The sequence below is a fragment of the Brevibacterium sp. p3-SID960 genome (genome assembly GCF_025144725.1).
Classification (GTDB): Bacteria; Actinomycetota; Actinomycetes; order Actinomycetales; family Brevibacteriaceae; genus Brevibacterium.
The window spans coordinates 1-18100 of sequence record NZ_JALXKS010000038.1; the positions used below are offsets into that span (position 1 = coordinate 1).

At 66.2% G+C, this 18100-nt stretch carries 22 protein-coding genes; 9 read left to right on the forward strand and 13 right to left on the reverse strand.

All coding sequences use genetic code 11. From position 1 onward, the window contains the following. Positions 1 to 168: 168 nt before the first annotated feature. Positions 169 to 426, reverse strand: a complete 258-nt coding sequence (locus tag M3B11_RS10945) for a type B 50S ribosomal protein L31 (RefSeq protein WP_102160149.1) — start codon at positions 424 to 426, stop codon at positions 169 to 171. Between the two features lie 207 nt (positions 427 to 633). On the opposite strand from M3B11_RS10945, the gene M3B11_RS10950 reads away from it, so the two are divergent. Continuing rightward, positions 634 to 1197: a YbaK/EbsC family protein gene (locus M3B11_RS10950; protein WP_259877476.1), complete on the forward strand. Its 564-nt coding sequence runs from the start codon at positions 634 to 636 to the stop codon at positions 1195 to 1197. A gap of 51 nt (positions 1198 to 1248) precedes the next feature. On the opposite strand, the gene M3B11_RS10955 is transcribed toward M3B11_RS10950, so the two are convergent. After that, the gene (locus tag M3B11_RS10955; protein WP_311197819.1) at positions 1249 to 2085 is read right to left on the reverse strand and encodes a phosphatase; all 837 of its coding nucleotides are present in this window, start codon (positions 2083 to 2085) and stop codon (positions 1249 to 1251) included. Between the two features lie 863 nt (positions 2086 to 2948). Between M3B11_RS10955 and M3B11_RS10960 the strand changes: the two genes are divergently transcribed. Next, entirely contained in the window at positions 2949 to 3689 is a 741-nt protein-coding gene (locus M3B11_RS10960; protein WP_259877477.1) for a hypothetical protein, read from the forward strand. Further along, positions 3686 to 4141 carry a hypothetical protein gene (locus M3B11_RS10965; RefSeq protein WP_259877478.1) on the forward strand — a complete coding sequence of 152 codons (456 nt, stop codon included), beginning with the start codon at positions 3686 to 3688 and terminating at the stop codon, positions 4139 to 4141. The genes M3B11_RS10960 and M3B11_RS10965 overlap by 4 nt, the downstream gene beginning before the upstream one ends. 105 nt (positions 4142 to 4246) lie before the next feature. Here the strand turns inward: M3B11_RS10965 and M3B11_RS10970 are convergent, their stop codons facing one another. From M3B11_RS10970 to M3B11_RS10980, 3 genes are read right to left on the reverse strand one after another with little or no spacing between them, the layout of a single operon-like run. Further along, positions 4247 to 5140, reverse strand: a complete 894-nt coding sequence (locus M3B11_RS10970) for an RNA methyltransferase (protein ID WP_259877479.1) — start codon at positions 5138 to 5140, stop codon at positions 4247 to 4249. Positions 5141 to 5162: 22 nt separating this feature from the next. Continuing rightward, positions 5163 to 5981 (reverse strand): sulfite exporter TauE/SafE family protein, encoded by an 819-nt coding sequence (locus M3B11_RS10975; RefSeq protein ID WP_259877480.1) that lies wholly within the window; start codon positions 5979 to 5981, stop codon positions 5163 to 5165. 8 nt (positions 5982 to 5989) lie between these two features. Further along, entirely contained in the window at positions 5990 to 6775 is a 786-nt protein-coding gene (locus M3B11_RS10980) for an ABC transporter ATP-binding protein (protein WP_259877481.1), read from the reverse strand. 70 nt (positions 6776 to 6845) lie between these two features. On the opposite strand from M3B11_RS10980, the gene M3B11_RS10985 reads away from it, so the two are divergent. Continuing rightward, on the forward strand, positions 6846 to 7649 hold the full coding sequence (locus tag M3B11_RS10985; protein WP_259877482.1) for a hypothetical protein: 804 nt from the start codon (positions 6846 to 6848) through the stop codon (positions 7647 to 7649). A gap of 34 nt (positions 7650 to 7683) precedes the next feature. Beyond that, complete coding sequence (gene serB, locus M3B11_RS10990) at positions 7684 to 8490, forward strand: phosphoserine phosphatase SerB (RefSeq protein ID WP_259877483.1); 807 nt, start codon at positions 7684 to 7686, stop codon at positions 8488 to 8490. 12 nt (positions 8491 to 8502) lie between these two features. On the opposite strand, the gene M3B11_RS10995 is transcribed toward serB, so the two are convergent. The 3 genes from M3B11_RS10995 to M3B11_RS11005 form a co-directional block, all read right to left on the reverse strand. Further along, the gene (locus M3B11_RS10995; RefSeq protein WP_259877484.1) at positions 8503 to 8982 is read right to left on the reverse strand and encodes a histidine phosphatase family protein; all 480 of its coding nucleotides are present in this window, start codon (positions 8980 to 8982) and stop codon (positions 8503 to 8505) included. Between the two features lie 137 nt (positions 8983 to 9119). Then, positions 9120 to 9878 carry an enoyl-ACP reductase FabI gene (fabI, locus tag M3B11_RS11000; protein WP_259877485.1) on the reverse strand — a complete coding sequence of 253 codons (759 nt, stop codon included), beginning with the start codon at positions 9876 to 9878 and terminating at the stop codon, positions 9120 to 9122. A gap of 69 nt (positions 9879 to 9947) precedes the next feature. Then, positions 9948 to 10658 carry a beta-ketoacyl-ACP reductase gene (locus M3B11_RS11005; protein ID WP_259877486.1) on the reverse strand — a complete coding sequence of 237 codons (711 nt, stop codon included), beginning with the start codon at positions 10656 to 10658 and terminating at the stop codon, positions 9948 to 9950. Between the two features lie 151 nt (positions 10659 to 10809). Between M3B11_RS11005 and M3B11_RS11010 the strand changes: the two genes are divergently transcribed. From M3B11_RS11010 to M3B11_RS11020, 3 genes are read left to right on the forward strand one after another with little or no spacing between them, the layout of a single operon-like run. Continuing rightward, the gene (locus M3B11_RS11010) at positions 10810 to 11343 is read left to right on the forward strand and encodes a DUF3099 domain-containing protein (RefSeq protein ID WP_259877487.1); all 534 of its coding nucleotides are present in this window, start codon (positions 10810 to 10812) and stop codon (positions 11341 to 11343) included. Further along, positions 11336 to 11545 (forward strand): hypothetical protein, encoded by a 210-nt coding sequence (locus M3B11_RS11015; protein WP_259877488.1) that lies wholly within the window; start codon positions 11336 to 11338, stop codon positions 11543 to 11545. The genes M3B11_RS11010 and M3B11_RS11015 overlap by 8 nt, the downstream gene beginning before the upstream one ends. Continuing rightward, on the forward strand, positions 11545 to 12552 hold the full coding sequence (locus M3B11_RS11020) for an SURF1 family protein (protein ID WP_259877489.1): 1008 nt from the start codon (positions 11545 to 11547) through the stop codon (positions 12550 to 12552). Before M3B11_RS11015 ends, M3B11_RS11020 begins: the two co-directional genes overlap by 1 nt. A 23-nt stretch (positions 12553 to 12575) precedes the next feature. On the opposite strand, the gene M3B11_RS11025 is transcribed toward M3B11_RS11020, so the two are convergent. Beyond that, entirely contained in the window at positions 12576 to 14174 is a 1599-nt protein-coding gene (locus M3B11_RS11025; protein WP_259877490.1) for an ABC-F family ATP-binding cassette domain-containing protein, read from the reverse strand. Further along, complete coding sequence (locus M3B11_RS11030) at positions 14171 to 14881, reverse strand: ribonuclease H (RefSeq protein ID WP_259877491.1); 711 nt, start codon at positions 14879 to 14881, stop codon at positions 14171 to 14173. Before M3B11_RS11030 ends, M3B11_RS11025 begins: the two co-directional genes overlap by 4 nt. A gap of 79 nt (positions 14882 to 14960) precedes the next feature. On the opposite strand from M3B11_RS11030, the gene M3B11_RS11035 reads away from it, so the two are divergent. Next, positions 14961 to 15872, forward strand: coding sequence for a neutral zinc metallopeptidase (locus tag M3B11_RS11035; protein WP_259877492.1), 912 nt, complete (start codon positions 14961 to 14963; stop codon positions 15870 to 15872). A gap of 88 nt (positions 15873 to 15960) precedes the next feature. Here the strand turns inward: M3B11_RS11035 and M3B11_RS11040 are convergent, their stop codons facing one another. The 3 genes from M3B11_RS11040 to M3B11_RS11050 are packed head-to-tail and all read right to left on the reverse strand — an operon-like array spanning position 15961 to position 18091. Continuing rightward, a complete protein-coding gene (locus M3B11_RS11040) occupies positions 15961 to 16296 on the reverse strand; it encodes a metal-sulfur cluster assembly factor (protein ID WP_259877493.1) in 336 nt (111 codons plus the stop codon). 30 nt (positions 16297 to 16326) lie between these two features. After that, entirely contained in the window at positions 16327 to 16803 is a 477-nt protein-coding gene (sufU, locus tag M3B11_RS11045) for a Fe-S cluster assembly sulfur transfer protein SufU (protein WP_259877494.1), read from the reverse strand. Positions 16804 to 16819: 16 nt separating this feature from the next. After that, positions 16820 to 18091 (reverse strand): SufS family cysteine desulfurase, encoded by a 1272-nt coding sequence (locus tag M3B11_RS11050; protein WP_259877495.1) that lies wholly within the window; start codon positions 18089 to 18091, stop codon positions 16820 to 16822. Positions 18092 to 18100 lie beyond the last annotated feature (9 nt).

Consider the following 18100-nt stretch of genomic DNA (forward strand, 5'->3'; position numbering starts at 1 on the left):
ATCCCGGATCTGCAGATCCCGGCCACCGCGGATCCCGGCTGCCGCAGATCCCAGCACGGCCAGCAGGCTGCCAAGACGCTTCTGGCCCGTGACAGAACGTCACGGGCCAGAAGTCGTGGCGCAATCACCGATGGTGCTGCAGGATGCGCCCTGGAGCGCATCGCGCACTCAGCGGCGCTTGCCGAAGCCCTTATAGCGGTCCTTGAACTTCTCCACGCGGCCGGCGGAGTCGAGGATGCGCTGCTTGCCGGTGTAGAACGGGTGCGAGGCCGAGGAGATCTCGACGTCGATGAGCGGGTAGGTGTTGCCGTCTTCCCACTCGATGGTCTTCTCGCTCTCAACGGTGGAGCGGGTGACGAACTTGGTGCCCGAGGCAAGGTCGTTGAAGACGACCGTGCGGTACTCCGGGTGGATGTCCTTCTTCATGAGATGTCCTTTGTTTGAATTCGTCAGGGCCCCTGATGCGGAGCTGCCCCCGCCTGCCAGTGCCCAAATTCACGTGCGACTCCGAAATGAGCCACCAGCCAACTATACAGGTCGCGGCCACCGGACGCGATTCAGCCCAGCAGAAGCGGGATGTCCGCACTGCGGTCGGCGATCCGGCCCCCTCCGGCGGTGTGCTGTCATGGAACCATGTCATCCTGGACGATCCTCTCCCATGCCCCTGCCCCTGTCGAGACGGTTCCGGCCCGCGAGCACCCCGAGCTGCTCGCCGCTCCCACCGCCGAGGCGATGGCCGGGTTCCCAGCTGAGCATCCGGTCGACGTGTTCGCCATCGACCCGGATCTGGCTGACACTGCCGCGCTGACCGAAGCGTATGGGCTTAAGGATCAGCATTCGGCCAACTGCGTCATCGTCGCAGGCTCCCGGGCCGGTGAGGAGCGCATCGCCGCTTGCATGGTGCTCGCGCACACCCGCGCCGATGTCAACAAGCGGGTGCGCAAGCTGCTCGATGTGCGCAAGGCCTCATTCATGGACCAGGAGCGGGCGTGTGCCGAATCGGGTATGGAGTACGGCGGGATCGGCCCCTTCGGCCTGCCGGATGGTTACCGGATCCTCATCGACTCACGCATCGTCGCCGAACCCGAGGTGGTGATCGGCTCGGGCATCCGCGGTTCGAAGATCATCCTGTCCGGTCAGGCGCTGGCGGCCCTGCCCGGCGCCGAGGTGGTCGAGGACCTCGCAATCGAGGTGTGAGCTGGCCGGAGAATCCAGCGGACCACTCCGGCTGCTGGTTCGGCTTTCAGTTCAACCGTCGAGGTGTTCTGCCGCGATCTGAAGGACGAAGTCGATGAGCGGCTGGTACAGCTGCGGGACGACATCGTCATCGAGCGGGACGCTGACCTCGACCTGGCCCTGCGCCTCAGCGACGAAGAGGGCAGGGTCGTTGCAGTCGGCGAACCCGATCGAACGGATCCCGCGGGTGCCAGCGCATCCGGCCCAGCCGTGATCGGCGACGACGAGGTCCGGGACCTCTTCTCCCCTGGTGGTCAGCTCATCGAGCAGTGCTCCCATCGGCTCAGCCAGGTGCGTATGCGGTACGCCGCCGTGCTGGTGCCAGACCCACACACCGCTGATGCGCCGCAGGTCCCCGCCGATCTCCGGGACGGCGATGTACCCGTCAGGTGAGATCACCTCGGCACCGTTCTCGGCTGACCAGTCGGCGAAGGCCATGTGCACCGGCAGCATCCCGCCGGGGTGTCCGGTGGCGAACAGGATCCGCGCCTGGGCCGCGACTGCCGAGCCGAGCACATCGCCGAAGCGGGCCAGCGCTGCGATGCAGCGTTCAGTCGAGATCGTGTCGACGCCTTCTGTGAACGCCGGATCCGGGCGTAGTCCGACTTTCTCCACCATGAGAGCGAAGACCTTGGCGTAGTCCCACGCCTGGGTCAGCTCGACACCGAAGTCGAACTGCCGCTCCTGATCGAGGAACCGGTGGATATGCGCGAGGTTGTTCTCCCGCGGAGTGCCGACCTCCCCGGTGATCCGCCCGGCTTCCAGGGCCGCAGCCAGCTCCGGGTGCTCCTCGCACAGCGGTCCGGGTACGTTTCCGGTGACTGCCGGCACACTCTGGTCCTCGGTCACAGACGTGTCTCCTTCTCTGTCAGCAATGCCAGAGATCAGCCTATCGAAAGCGCCGTCTGGCAGAGCACGCGTTCAAACCCGAGCACGGCGTAGCGGTCTGGGGTCTCGATGGCTCTGACGCTGATGACGACGACAACCTTGCGGACATTCGCGAACTGGCTCGCAAGCTCGCTGAGCGACAACGCTCGGCTCTGAGCGACAGGACAATAGCGGACTACAGATGGCTCGCGACCACGGAATATTCGGGCCCGTCCGCGAATCGTAATGACGCCACGCGAGGCGCGATCATCGATCAACGCAATCAAGGCGAGACGCTGCGCGCCATCGCAGAATCCGTCTGAGTGTCAGTCAGGACGAGGCACAATGTAATACATAGGCAGAAGATCGCCGATGCATAGATGCGACCACAGTGGAGGTGAGTCGAAATCGCCATCAATATTCTCCTCGGCCGTGACGAGGTCCCCATAGACGACACCGTATTCACTACCCTGTTCAACAACTCGGTAGCCCGCACGTACAAGGGCTACCTGCGCGCTCTCGAATCCGGCAGCATCAAATTCTCAGAGCTGGTCTACCTCTCCCGAAAGGGCGATATCCCCTACACGCTGTTTTTCGCCCCTATTGCGCTGGTAAGAGAGCAGGTCGATCAGAAGACAGCCAAACTACTCGCGGGGGTCAGCAGAGACACCTTCTCAATTGGCTCTCGCGCCAAAGTCGAGTTACGCGATGTCGAACTAATAGTGAAGGATCTTATACGGAAGCAGCAACTCCTCCGCAAACACGACGAATCCCTGCAAAAAAACAAAATCATTGGCTTGCTGCGTGGTAGAACAGTCTCCGTCCACTCGGATGCGGCTGTCCTTATGGAGGCACTCGGCCTCACTCACGATGGCCTACATAAGTGCAGAAACAAGGTATCTGCTCTCGAGTTTTTTATCGATCGACTGGAGGCCAACCAGGTGCTGGTCTCTCGCAGCGTGCAGAACTACATGCCGCAGCGCCTGACTCACGTGAAGTTCAGCGGGATGACGGTCCGGGACAACAAGGTCCCGTACATCTTCCTGGCGGGTGGAGACCACGGGGACGATCAGGAGCCCGTAGGCCGCACAATCTTCACCTTGGCGCTCATGACAGTGCTGATCGCGAGACGCATCTTCGCTCCGATGACGTGGGACGGAGGCACTACCGAGACGGGCCCCGACCACGTGTACGACATTGCTGGTGCGATGCTCATGCCCGCTGAACAGATGAGCACCCTGAACCTCACGTCGCTCGAAGATGTGAAAGCGGCTTCGAGCGAATTCAAGGTGACTGCCAGCGCCGTCACGGTCCGCGCGATGCGGTTGGGGCTGATAGACCAGAAAACCGCAATCGTGAATCTCGAACGACTGCGCAGCGAGTTTAGGAACCGTCCGAAGGGTGGGCCTCGCAGCCCGATTCATCCCGAAAACGCGGTGCGAAAATACAACGGCCGAGAGCTGACCGTTCGAATGCTGCACGCGCTCGATAGCGGTGGAATCTCCGCTGGTGAGTTCTGTCGATCGATTTGTTTGAACCACCTCAGGCCGTCACGAATCGAAGACCTTCGGAGAGCCGTCGAATGAACGCTTTCGGACGACGATTCGTAATCGATACCAACGCTCTCAGCCAGCTCGGCAGGAAACGTCGCGCGAGCGAGTTTTTCCTGGAGAATGCGGTCATACCCGAAGAGGTTCTGCACGAGTCTGCCGGGTTTCCGGATATCGCGACGTTGCACGACAACGTACACCCAACCACACCGCGGGTGCTCCATTGGCTCTCACGGATCATGGAGACCGTCCCCTCCGGAGACACCAGGCTCGTCGACCTCTATGCGAACAGAGGCAACGCCGACCCATTGGTCGTGGCGTGCGCTCTCGAAGGGCAAGAACACGACAATCAGATGCTACTGAGCCCCGAGTGGGTGGTCGTGACCGCCGACGAAGCTGTACGAAAGAAGGCTCGAGAGTTCGGGCTGAAGGTGCTAAGCAACTCAGAGTTTGCTGTGCTCATCGATAACACGGACGCTCGTAGCTGAGTACCGCACCTGACGCTGTTTCAAGTTCTACTGCTCGGCCGTCTGCGATACGTGAACAGTCACCGCGAGCAACAGGCGTCGAAATCGTTGCCTTTGCAATTACGGTCATTTGGTCGCATAGAACGCCACCGCTGAACTGGCAGCGACATTGAGCGAGTCCACGCCGTGCATCATCGGGATCGTCACCCGTGCATCAAGACGGCTGTCGGTGCCGCGCTTGAGGCCATCGCCTTCGGTGCCGAAGACGAGCGCCAGCCGTTCGTGCTCGGCAGCCACGAGCTCATCGAGGGTGATCGCACCCTCTCCTAAGGACATCCCGGCGACGTAGAAGCCGGAGTCTTTGAGCAGGTCGATGCCGGCCGGCCACGGTTCGATGCGCGTCCACGGGATCTGGAAGACCGTGCCCATCGACACGCGGATCGACCGGCGATACAGCGGATCAGCACACTCCGGCGTCACGAGCACCGCATCGACCCCGAGTGCGGCAGCTGACCGGAACGCGGCCCCGACGTTGGTGTGATCGACCAATCCTTCGAACACCGCGACCCGGCACCGGGGCGCACCGGCATCGAGCACCTCAGCCACCACCTCGGCGGCGGTGCGCGGAGCCGGACGGGCCATCGCCGCCAGCGCCCCGCGGTGCAGATGGAAGCCGGTGAGGTCCGCGATCCGGGCTTCGGTACCGAGGTAGATCGGCCCGGTCGTCTCGGTGAGGATGTCGGTCATCCCGGCGAACCATTTGCGGCTCATGAGGAAGGACCGCGGCTCATGTCCGGTGGCCAGGGCACGGCGGATGATCTTCGTGCTCTCCGCCAGGTAGATACCCCATTCGGGTTCGGCCGCTGAGCGCAACCGTACATCGGTCAGCTGCGTGTACGCGGCCAGCTCCGGGACATCGAGATCGTCGAAGAAGCGCAGGCGGTCAGCATCGATGCCGCATTCGGCTGCCAGCGCGCGGATCTCAGCTTCGGTGGGTTCGGCTTTGCGCGGGGTGTTCATGACGAGATTCCTCGGACCAGGATCACATCTGCAGGATGTTCCACAGCGCCACCAGGCCGAGGATGACGATGACGCTGCGCAGCAGCACCGGTGAGAACTTCCGGCCCACCCGCGCCCCGAGGTAGCCGCCGATGAGCGAGCCGGCGGCGATGAGCCCGGCGGCCATCCAGTTGATGCGGTCGAAGCCGACGATGACGTAGATGCTGGCCGCCACCGTGTTGACGACGAGGACGAGCACGTTCTTCGCGCCGTTGATGCGCTGCAGGGTCTCCGGCAGCAGCATGCCGAGCAGAGCGATGAGGATGATGCCCTGGGCGGCGGCGAAGTATCCGCCGTAGACGGCTGTGGCATAGACGGCGATGAACACGGCGATGTGCCGGCCGATCGACATCGGCGGAGTTCCGGTGTGCCCGGCAGCCTCTGGTGCCGGTGCGGCTTCCTCGGCTGAGCGCATCGCCCGGTCGCGCAGCAGTCGTTGGAGCATCGGCTGGACGATGACGAGCAGCAGCGCGAGTACGAGCAGCACCGGCACGATTGTGATGAACGCATCCTCGGGCAGGTGCAGCAGCAGGTAGGCGCCGGTGAGCGCGCCGAGCAGGCTGGCGGGGATGAGCTGGAGCATCCGCTTCTTCTGCCCGGCCAGCTCCGTGCGATAGCCGAAGGAGGAGGCGATGTTGCCGGGGATGAGACCCACGGCATTGCTCATCGTCGCCGTCACCGGCGGTACGCCGAAGGCAACGAGGGCCGGGAAGGTGATGAGGGTGCCGGAGCCGACGATGGCATTGATCCCTCCGGCGCCGACGCCGGCGAGCAGCGTCAGCAGGATGTGGTGCAGTTCCATGCCGGGGCTCAGTACCGTGCCTGAGCGTGGTAGCGGCCGTCCTCCACTCCGATGCGCACAGGGACAGAGAACGTCTCGGAGAGGTTCTCCGCCGTCAGCGTCTCCTCGATCGGCCCGGCGGCCACCGCGCCGCCGTCCTTGAGCAAGAGGGCATGCGTGATGCCCTGCGGGATCTCCTCGACATGGTGGGTGACCATGAGAGTCGTCGGGGCGTAGCGGGCGGAGAGGATCTCGGTCAGCGCCTGAAGCAGCTCCTCGCGACCGCCCAGGTCGAGGCCGCTGGCCGGCTCGTCGAGCAGCAGCAGCTCAGGGTCGGTCATGAGCGCCCGGGCGATCTGCACGCGCTTGCGCTCACCTTCGGACAGGCTGCCGAAGCGACGCTCGCTCATCCGCTCCATCCCGAAAGCCCCAAGCAGATCCTCGGCTCGGGACGTGTCGACCTCGTCGTAGGCTTCGGTCCAGCGACCGAGGACGCCGTAGGCAGCGGTGAGGATGATGTCGATGACCTTCTCGGAGTTGGGCATGCGCGCAGCCAGATGCTGCGAGGCATACCCGATGCGCGGACGCAGTTCGAAGACGTCGACGCGCCCGAGGCGGTGACTGAGGATGTCGACAGAGCCCGAACTGGGGTGCATGCGCCCGGAGGCCAGTTCGAGCAGGGTGGTCTTGCCGGCGCCGTTGGGGCCGAGGATCGTCCAATGCTGCCCTTCGCTCACCTGAAGGGACAGACCGTCGAGAAGGAGGTTCTCCCCACGGCGGACACGGACATCGTCAAGGACCAGAACATCGCTCATACACCAAACCTTAGTACAGAACACACTGCCGTTCCTCGCCTCTGCAGGGGCATGTTCTACAGTGTGCACAATGTCCGCTCACTCCCGTACCGAACTCGATGCGACCCTGCCGAGCCTGCTGTTCGCGCTCACGGCCAGCGCGTGGCTGGTCGGGCGGGCGAGCCCTGATGACTGTGCTGAGGCGTTCCTCACATCTGGGCACCCGGTGCCGCTGCTGATCGCCGATGACGCCCTCGATCCCGGCGCCGAGGTGCCGGCTGGGATGCTGCTGACTCTGCCGCGGCTGAGAGCAGCTGGCATCGACCGGGTCCGCTGTGTGCTCATCCACCCGAGCCTGCCGATCACCGTCCCGAAGGTCGACCGGGCCCACCGCCGCCTGCTGGCCGGTGCGCAGTCGGTGGCGGTGGCCGAAGCTGGCGGCCAGGCACGCGCGGTCATCGTCATCAACGCCGAGGCTGCGATGCGGGTGGTCCCGTGCGCCCCGGTGCGCGCCGCCGGGCTCGGGGCGGTCAGCGCCGCCGAGGCGTCCCGGCAGCTGCGGCAGGCGACGATGGAGGCGCTGGCGACCGTCGAGTCCCTGCCTGAGGTGCCGGCTGAGATCGGTGGCTGGCAGTGGCGGGACTGGCAGGCCGAGCTCACCGGCCCGCCGACCGCCGCCGAGGCGGTGGCGGCGTTCGTGCCCGACCCGGCAGATGCCCAGCAGCTCATCACCGCCCTTGAGATCCATGAGGCGATGCGCAGTGTCCTCGTCCCGGCTGCCGTGCAGCCTCCGCGGCTCGGTGCCGCATTGGCCGGCGTCCACGCCGCGGCTGTCGACGCCGTGACTGCGGTGACGGCCGAGCCCGCTGCCCCCGGGCAAGGGTCGGCTCCCTGACAGCGGAGCTGATGACGTGCGTAGACTGGTGCGCATGCACAGGATCAGCATCGTGCACACGGTCGCAGGCGGCACACAGCCGGCCTTCTCCGTTGCCTCTAAGCTTGTGACCGACGACCAGCTGCCGGCCCAGCTCAGCCGCGCACATGAGATCGCCGACGGCGCCGATGTCATTGTCGTCCCGGCTCCCTTGGCGCGCACCACACCCAAGGTCGTCGTCATGGACGTCGACTCGACGTTCATCGAAGACGAGGTCATCGATCTGCTGGCTGCCGAGGCCGGGGCGGCGAAGAAGGTCGCCAGGGTCACCGAGAAGGCGATGCGCGGCGAACTCGACTTCGAGGAGAGTCTGCGCGCCCGCGTCAGAACGCTCAAGGGCCTGCCGGAGGAAGTCCTCGACGACGTCCGGGCGGCCATCACCCCGACCGGCGGGGCGGCCGAGCTCGTCAGTCTCGTGCAGGCGGGCAGTGGCCGCGTCGGGCTGGTCTCCGGTGGCTTCACCCAGATCCTGGCCCCGCTGGCCGAGCAGTTCGGAATCACCGACTATGCCGCCAACACCTTGGAGATCTCCGGCGGAAAGCTCACCGGCAGGGTCGAAGGCCGCGTCGTCGACGCGAAGTTCAAACGCCGCTTCCTCCGGCAGCTCTGCGAGGAGGCCGGAGTGCCGGTCGAGGAATCGGTGGCGATCGGCGACGGCGCCAATGATGCCCTCATGGTTCAGCAGGCCGGCCTCGGCATTGCGTTCTGCCCAAAACCGGCCCTGGCCGAGGTGGCTGATGCGACCGTGTCCGTGCGCCGGCTCGACGCCGTCTGGGCAGCGGTCACCGGCCGGATGAACTGAACCGGGCCCGGCTCAGTCGCGGAAGCAGTGGATCTCCGGCTGCGGGAAGCCGCCGGCGGCCACTCCCCAGGCCGGAAGATCGAAGATCGCGATCGAGGACGGCCGGAACTTGGTCTCCAGTTCGAAGTCCGCGCACAGCTCGGTGATGACCTCCGAGACCGTCGGCTCATGCCCGACGATGTAGGCGCCGGTCGAATCGGCCGGAATCGTGCTGATGACCTCCACCCAGTCATCGACGTCGGCATCGTACAGCGCTCGGTCGGCACGGACCTCCAGCGGGGTCCCGGCCTGTGCGAAGGCTTCGGCGACACCCTGTGCGGTCTGCATGGTGCGCAGCGCAGCGGAGCTGATGAGGCAGTCGAGAGGGTAGTCGGTGAGGAACTCACCGAGTCGCGCAGCTTCGGCGAAGCCTCCGTCGGTCAGCGGCCGGTCGAAGTCGTCCACCGGCGGACGGTCGGCCTTGGCATGTCGGCCGATCACCAGATACGGCATGGTGTCCTTTCACAGACGAGCAGGTGATTCCTACGGTACGCGAGTTATCCTCGCCTGTGCACGCGACAGCGCCCGGAAAGCACAAGCTTTCCGGGCGCTGCCATTGAGCCGGTCGCAGTCGGCCGGCCAGCGTGTGATCAGGCGCCGGTCGAATGGAGACCGCCGTCGACGTGGACCATCTCGCCTGTGGTGGCGGGGAACCAGTCGGAGAGCAGCGCGACGATCGCCTTGCCCGCCGGTTCGGTGTCGGTCTGGTCCCAGCCGAGCGGTGCCCGGTCACCCCAGACGTCTTCGAAGGCGTCGAAGCCGGGGATCGACTTGGCAGCCGTGGTCTTGAGCGGTCCGGCCGAGACGAGGTTGCAGCGGATCTGGTCCGCACCGAGGTACTTGGCGAGGTACCGGTTGGTCGACTCCAGGGCCGCCTTGCACACGCCCATCCAGTCGTAGGCCGGCCATGCGACGGTCGCGTCGAAGGTCAGGCCGACGACGCCGGCGCCGGGGTTCATGACCGGCTTGGCGGCCATGACGATCGACTTGAGCGAGAACGCCGAGACCTGCATGGCGTTGGCGACGGACTCGAACGGGGTGTCGAGGAAGACGCCGCCGAGGGCGTCCTTCGGTGCGAAGGCGATCGCGTGGACGATGCCGTCGATGCTGCCGCCGAGGCGCTCGGGCAGTGCGGCCAAGTCCTCGTCGTTGGTGGCGTCGAGTTCGATGACCTCAGCCGGCTGCGGAAGCCGTTCGGCGATGATCGAGGTGATCTTCATCTGTCGTCCGAACGACGACAGGATGACCTCTGCTCCCTGTTCCTGCGCCAGCCGGGCAGCGGCGAAGGCGATCGACGCCTCCGTCAGCACGCCGGTGACGAGAATGCGCTTGCCGTCAAGAATTCCCATGTTCCCCAATCCTTCTCAAGGTCTCGCAGCCCGCGTTCTGCTTCCGGGCTGCCGTGGTCAGTCCGTTGTTCAGTGTCCCATACCCAGGCCGCCGTCAACCGGAATGACGGCCCCGGAGATGTAGGCGGCCTCATCGGAGGCGACCCAGCGCACCACGCGGGCGACCTCCTCGGCCTCGGCGAACCGCTTGGCCGGGATCTGCGCGAGGTATTCCTTCTGCTGCTTCTCCGGCAGCTCGTCGGTCATGTCGGTGCGGATGAAGCCCGGCGCGACGACGTTGGCGGTGATGCCGCGGGATCCGAGCTCCCGGGTGATCGACCGGGCCAGGCCGACCAGGCCGGCCTTCGAGGACGAGTAGTTCGCCTGCCCGGCCACGCCGAGGAGGCCGGAGACCGAGGAGATGAGGACGATGCGGCCGTACTTCGCCCGGATCATCGAGGTGATTCCGCGCTTGACGGTGCGGAACGCGCCGGTGAGGTTGGTGTCGATCACAGCGCCGAACTCTTCGTCGTCCATGCGCATGAGCAGGTTGTCCTTGGTGATGCCGGCGTTGGCGACGACGATCTCGACCGGGCCGAGCTCATCTTCGATCTGCGCGAAGGCCGCGTCGATCGAGGCAGTGTCGGTGACATCGGCGCTGACGGCCAGCGCGCCCTCGGGGGCTTCGCCGTTGCGGGAGGTCACGGCGACCTTGTGGCCTGCGGCGATGAATTCCTCGGCGATGGTGCGGCCGATGCCGCGGTTGCCGCCGGTGACGAGGACGACGCGTGATTCAGACACGTGCGGGGGCTCCTTCTTCGTGCGATCGCCGCGTGGGAACGGCGCGGGCAGTGTGATGTCTCCAACCTAACGCACAGATGCAGTCCTTAAGTATCTGGGAGACAATAGGACGGTAGGCTTTTGTATCTGAAAGCACGAGTCATGGAAGGCTATGGCACAGAAGAGACCACGCACGCACATCACGGATGCCGACGAGTCTCACGAAGCCGACACCCGCGCCCGCTCCCGCCGCTATCTGCTGTCCATGGCCATCCGCATCATCTGCTTCGTGCTCGCGATCGTCACGACCGGCTGGCTGCGCTGGACGTGTGTGGCTGGAGCTGTGTTCCTGCCCTGGGTGGCGGTGCAGATCGCCAATGCAGGCAAGGAGAACATCACCCGGACGAAGACGGCGCAGATCGACTCGCCGCCGCTGCCGGAGCTGCAGGCAGGACGCAGCGATGCTAACGCTGGTTCGGATCCCGAGGCGGCAGGTGCCTGGCGTGCCGCCTCCGACGTCGCCGACGCGGAGGTGATCGGCGGCTACACGGTCTCCCCAGGCACCGCTTCCGCGCCGACGCCCGACGGCGGGCAGGTCGGCGAAAAGGTGCCGCCCGACGTCGTGGAGGGCACAGTGGTCGATCCTGATCCGGAGAGCACTCAGCCGCCGGTTCGTGAGGAGGAAGACGGTGAAAACCGTGAGTGAGCTGCGTTGCTCGGCCCGGGCCTGCGGTCGCCCGGCGGCCTACGCGATGCTGTGGAACAACCCCCGGATTCACACCCCGGAGCGGCGAAAAGTATGGTTGGCCTGTGATGATCACCGGACCTACCTGCACGAGTACCTGCAGCTGCGCGGGCTGCTCAAGGACGATGTGCCGGTTGATGAGATCCCGGCAGGGGCTGGCTGATGGCTGCTGAGTCCTACCACTTCATCCTCTCCTCCCGCTGGCTGCGCTACATCGCTCTGGCAGTTGTCGCCGCGATCGCCTGCGGATTCCTCGCCAACTGGCAGAACAACCGCCGTGAGGCCCGCGACGCCGAGATCGCCCACATCAATGCGAACTACCACGGCGACGCCGAGCCGCTGTCAGCGATCCTGCCTGAGCGTGATACCGCGCTGCCCGATGAGCTTGACTGGAAGCGCTTCGAAGCACGCGGCACCTACGATGCCGATTCGACGATCCTCGTACGCAACCGCAGCTTGGACGGTCAGGCCGGCTTCTATGTGCTCGTGCCGCTGACCACCGAGGCTGGGGGCGAACTTGCCGTCGTGCGCGGCTGGGTGCCCACCGGCCAGACCGGTGAGGCCCCGGACCTCTCAGCCCTGCCTGCTCCCCCAGCCGGCGAGGTCACCATCACCGGCTGGCTGCGCACACCCCAGGATGCCTCGGCAGAGACGGCGTCTGAGAACACCATCCGCAGCATCGACCCGGTGATCGTGCCGGGCATGAGCGCACCGTACACCGGCGCCTACGCGCAGCTCGATGCCGAGGACCCGGCCCCGGCTGAGCGCATGACTGCGCTGCCGCCGCCGAGCACCGATCCCGGCTCGCACCTGTCGTACACGTTCCAGTGGATCGTGTTCGGCATCATGATCCTCGGCGGTGTCGTCTACGCAGCCCGCCGGGAGCGCATCAGCCGCGATCTCGAAGCCGCGGAACAGGCCGGCCGGGTTCCGCGCACCGATTACGTCGTCGTCGACAAGGATGCGATTGCCGCCGGCCGGTCCCGCGGGCGTGCCGGCACTCCGGCGGGACGCGCCTCGCGCTACGGCAGCGCCGGTCCGCGCAGAGCTGTCGGCCGCCGCGGCGCACCAGCAGCGACGCCAGCCGGTGCCACGGCCGTGACAGCGCGCCGCAAGCAGGGCTCGGCAGAGGATGCTGAGGACGCGCTGCTCGATGAGCAGGGATTCTGAGCTGGTCTGCCGACCGCGCACTGCTAGGCGAGGGTGACGAGGTCGAGGTAATCGGCACTCCAGTGGTCTTCATCCCCATCGGGCAGCAGGAGCACCCGATCGGGGTTGAGCGCCTCGACAGCACCGACGTCGTGGGTGACGAGCACGATCGCGCCTTCGTAGCGGCGGATCGCTGACAGGATCTCCTCGCGGCTGGCCGGGTCGAGGTTGTTCGTCGGCTCATCGAGCAGCAGCACGTTGGCACTCGAGACGACCAGGGTGGCCAGCGCCAGGCGGGTCTTCTCACCGCCGGAGAGCACTCCGGCCGGTTTGTAGACGTCGTCGCCGGAGAACAGGAACGAACCGAGCACATTGCGCACCGCGGTGTCGTCGAGGTGATCGGCGTGGGCGACCATGTTCTCCAGCACGGTCCTGTTGACATCCAGGGTCTCGTGCTCCTGTGCATAGTAGCCGAGTTTGAGCCCGTGGCCAGCGCTCACCTCACCGGAATCCGGTTGTTCGAGCCCGGCCAGCAGCGTCAGGAGAGTCGTCTTCCCGGCACCGTTGAAGCCGAGCACGACGACACGTGAACCGCGGTCGATGGCCAGGTCGACGCCGGTGAACACCTCGGTCGATCCGTAGCTCTTCGACAGGCCCTCAGCCGTCAGCGGCACTCTGCCGCAGGCCGTCGGTGCCGGGAACCGCAGATGTGCGACCTTCTCCGACTGGCGTTCGGACTCCAGGCCCGAAAGCATCCGCTCGGCACGCTTGGCCATCTGCTGGGCGGCGACGGCTTTGGTGGCCTTGGCCCGCATCTTGTCGGCCTGCGCGCTCAGTGCAGCGGCCTTCTTCTCGACATTGGCCCGTTCGCGGCGCCGGCGCCGTTCATCGGCTTCGCGCTGCTTGAGGTACTGCTGGTAGGTCATCGAGTAGATGTCGATGCACTGCCGGGTGGCGTCGAGGAAGAAGACGGTGTTGACGACCTCGTCGATGAGATCGAGGTCGTGGGAGATGATGATGAGCCCGCCGGAGTACGTCTTGAGGTAACCGCGCAGCCAGGCGACCGATTCAGCGTCGAGGTGGTTGGTCGGCTCGTCGAGGATCATCGTGTCCGGGGCCTCGAAGAGGATCCGGGCGAGTTCGACACGGCGGCGCTGACCGCCCGAAAGCGTCTGCAGCTCCTGGCGGATCGTCGCCTCGTCGAGCCCGAGGTTCGCGGCGATGCTCAGCGCCTCGGATTCGGCAGCGTAGCCGCCGGCGGCGATGAACTCGGCTTCGATCCGCGGGTACTTCTCGATCGCCTTGGACATGACGTCGGGATCCGGATCCGACATCTGCGCTTCTGCCTTGCGCATCCGGCGGGCGATGACGTCGAGTTCGCGGGCAGCAAGGATCCGCTCGATGGCAGTGGCCTGCGGGTTTCCGGTGCGCGGATCCTGCGGCAGATATCCGACCGTGCCGGTGCGTGAGACGGTGCCGGCGCTGGGCTGCACTTCGTCCATCAGCACCTTCGTCAACGTGGTCTTGCCAGCACCGTTGCGGCCGACCAGGCCGACCCGGTCGCCCTTGTCAACCCGGAAGCTCACCCCGGTCATGAGTGTGCGGGCACCGACCATCACCTCGAGGTCGTGCACGGAGATCATCGCGTCTCCTCTCCGTAGGCAGCCTGGGCGCCCGAGCGGATGAGCCGGGCAAGCTCGTCCTGCGGGCTGCGGCCGGCGGCCCGGGCGGCATCGACGATGCGGTCGGCGAGATCGCGCTCGAGCGCGCAGGAGACCTGGACGGTGGCCGGCGCGGCGGCCACCGCCTCGAAAACGGCTGGTGCGGCAACCGCGTCAGCCGGTGACGTCAGTGCAGCAGCAGAGTCAGCTGGTGACGTCAGTGCGGCACCGGTGAAACCGGGGCCGGTGGGCACCGGGGTGCCGTCCTTATAGGCGCCGGCAGCTGCCCGGGCGCGTTCGTCGGCGGCGTCGTTGAGGCTGTGGCTGCTGTGGCCCTTGACCCATTCGAACTCGACGCTACGGCCGGTCAGGGCGGCGTCGAGGGCTTCCATGAGGTCGCGGTTCTGCACGTCCTTGCCGTCGGCCTTCTTCCAGCCGCGGCGCTTCCAGTTCGGCATCCACTTCGTCACCGAGTTGATGACGTACTGGCTGTCGCACAGGATGTGCAGCGGGGTGTCGGCTTCCGCAGTCGCGTTGAGGATCTCGATGACGGCCTGCAGCTCGCCGCGATTGTTCGTCGCCTTCTTCCAGCCGCCGGCAGCCCAACAGTCGTCGTCGATGTACCAGGCCCAGCCAGCGGGCCCAGGGTTGCCGAGGGCCGAACCGTCGACGGCGACAGTGATCGTCACGTATGTGTCCTTCCGAAATTGCTGGTCAGGCCGGAAAGCGCCTATTCCCGGCGCACGATGCCCACACTATGCTACTGCCATGACCTTCAATCCCGGCAGTCAGCTCGACACCTCCCAGGTCTCCCGCCGGTCCGGCGGCGGCATGGGCGGTCCCATCAAGGTCGGCGGGGGCATCGGCTCGATCGCCGTGCTCATCCTCGGCGTCATCCTCTTCGGCCCCGGGTTCATCAACCAGGGCCTCGGCGAGGGTTCAAGCTACGACTACTCCCAGGTCGGCGAGCAGGACAGCGGCCCGTCGCTGGCCGAGCAGTGCCAGACCGGTGAGGACGCCAATCGCAACATCGAGTGCCGGGTCGTGGGCACCGTGAACTCGCTCAACACCTATTGGGGCGGCGGCGCCTCCCGGCTCGGGGTGCGATATCACCGGCCCGAGGTGGTGCTGACGTCCGGTTCGTGGCACACCGGCTGCGGGGCAGCCAGCTCGGCGATGGGGCCCTTCTACTGCCCGGCCGACGAGACGGCCTACTTCGACGTCGGGTTCTTCGACCAGCTGCGCAGCCAGTACGGCGCCGGCCAGGGCCCGCTGGCCGAGGAGTACGTCATCGCCCACGAGTTCGGCCACCACATCCAGCGCTTGACCGGCGACATCAACCGCGCCCAGCACGGCGACACCGGCCCGCAGTCCTCGGCGGTGCGCCTGGAGCTGCAGGCCGACTGCTATGCCGGGGTATGGGCGTCGAATGCCTCGAAGACGAAGGACGCCGGGACCGGTGAGCCGTACCTGCAGCCGCTGACGGCCTCCGACATCCGCTCGGCGGTCTCGGCTGCCGAAGCGGTCGGCGATGACCGGATCCAGGAGAAGGCGCAGGGCCGGGTGACGCCGGAGAACTTCACACATGGGTCCTCCGAACAGCGCGAAACCTGGTTCATGCGCGGATATGAGTACGGCGATCCCGCCGCGTGCGATACCTTCTCCGCTGGCCGGATCTGAACGCAGCAACACGGCACGCACACGGAGGCCGGTGAGCAGTCGGACTGCTCACCGGCCCCGTGTGCGTGATGGGCTCAGATCCGGAAACTCAGATGTTGAAGCCGAGGGCACGCATCTGCTCCTTGCCGTCCTCGGTGATGCGCTCGGGACCCCACGGCGGCATCCACACCCAGTTGATGCGGAAGGCCGGCACGATGCCCTCAAGCTGCTGAGCGCACTGGTCTTCGATGACGTCGGTCAGCGGACAGGCCGCTGAGGTCAGGGTCATCTCGACGACTGCCGTGCCGTCGTCCTCGACGGACGCGCCGTAGACGAGTCCCAGGTCGACGATGTTGACGCCGAGTTCAGGGTCGACGACGTCCATGAGCGCGTCGATGACCTCTTCGGGTGTGGCGTTGGTCGGTTGGTCGATCACTTCAGGCATGGTGTCCTCCTCGTACTGTCAGCATACGGTTCAGCGGCCTTCGGCGGCCGCCTGCGCCTGCACGAAGGCATCCTTGAATGCCACCCAGGCCAGCAGCGCGCACTTGATGCGCGCAGGAAACTTCGAGACTCCCTCGAACGCGGCGGCATCACCGAGCAGCTCCTCATCGGCGCGCCCGCGGCCGCGGGAGTGCATGAGCTCGTGGAAGCCGGCTTCCACCTCGGCGAACCTGTCAGGCGTCAGTTCGTCGAGCATCTCGGCCAGCACCGAGGCCGAGGCCATCGAGATCGAGCAGCCTGCACCGTCCCAGCGCATGTGCAGACTTTCGGCGGCCGGATCGTACAGCGCCTCGACGCTGATCTCGTCTCCGCAAGTCGGGTTGACCTGGTGGGAGGAGCCGAACAGCGCATCGCCGCCTTCCGGCGCACCGGTCAGCGGCAGGTTGCCGCAGCGGCGTTTGGCATGATCGAGGATGACCTGTTGGTACAGCTGCTGCAGATCGCTCATCGTGTCCCCTTCCGGCTCACGACAGCCCGAAGAAGGGCCGCACGTCTGCCAGAGCCGCCAGGAACGCATCGCAGTCGGCCTCTGTGGTGAAGACCGAGGCGCTGGCCCGGGTGGTGGCAGTCAGACCGTACCGGCGGTGCAGCGGCTGGGCACAGTGGTGGCCGACGCGCACGGCGATGCCGCGACTGTCGAGCACCTGGCCGACGTCGTGGGCGTGGACACCGTCGAGGTCGAATGACACGGCCGCGATGCTGGCTTCGTCGGCCGGCGGGCCGATGCGCCGGATTCCTGGGATCTGCGCGATGCCGTCGATGAGCCGGGACGCGATCTGCGCTTCGTGGGCGGCGATCTCGTCCATCCCGTAGTAGCTGAGGTAGTCGACTGCGGCATGCAGGCCGACGATCTCGGCGATCGGCTGGGTGCCGGCTTCGAACCGCTGCGGGGCGGGCATGAATGAGGCCGATTCCATGTCAACGGTCGTGATCATCGACCCGCCGGTGATGACCGGCGGCAGGGCGTCCAGCAGCTCGGAACGACCGTAGAGCACGCCGATGCCGGTGGGCCCGAGCATCTTGTGACCGGAGAACGCTGCGAAGTCGACGCCGAGGTCGTGCAGGTCGACCGGCAGGTGCGGCACCGACTGGCAGGCGTCGAGCACCGTGTAGGCGCCGACGGCGCGGGCCCGGTCGACGAGCCGGTCGACGGGGTTGATGGTGCCGAGCACGTTCGAGACGTGGGTGAAGGCCAGCACCTTCGTCGTCTCATCGACGATGGTGTCGAGCTCAGTGAGGTCGAGCTGGCCGTCATCGGTCAGCGGCAGCCACCGCAGCTGCGCTCCGGTCAGCGCTGCGGCCTGCTGCCACGGGACGAGGTTGGCGTGGTGCTCCATCTCGGTCACGACGATCGAATCGCCGGGACCGAGGCGGAACCGCTGAGCCTCTGCTCCCCCGAGCCCGGCGGAGGCGTGTGCCATGCCGAGGGCGACGACATTGAGCGCCTCCGTGGCGTTCTTCGTCCAGCACACCTCATCGGCGGCGGCCCCGACGAAAGCGGCCACCGCCTCGCGCCCGGCTTCGAACGCATCGGTGGCGTCGACGGCCAACTGATGCGCGCCGCGGTGCACCGCGGCGTTGCGCCGCTGGTAGAACTCATCGATTGCGTCGATGACCTGGTGCGGCTTCTGCGCGGTGGCGCCGGAGTCAAGATAGACCAGTCGCGCTCCGCCGACTTCCCGATCGAGGATCGGGAAGTCGTTGCGGATGCGGTCGATGTCAGTTGGCCTGAGCATTGAGGTGAG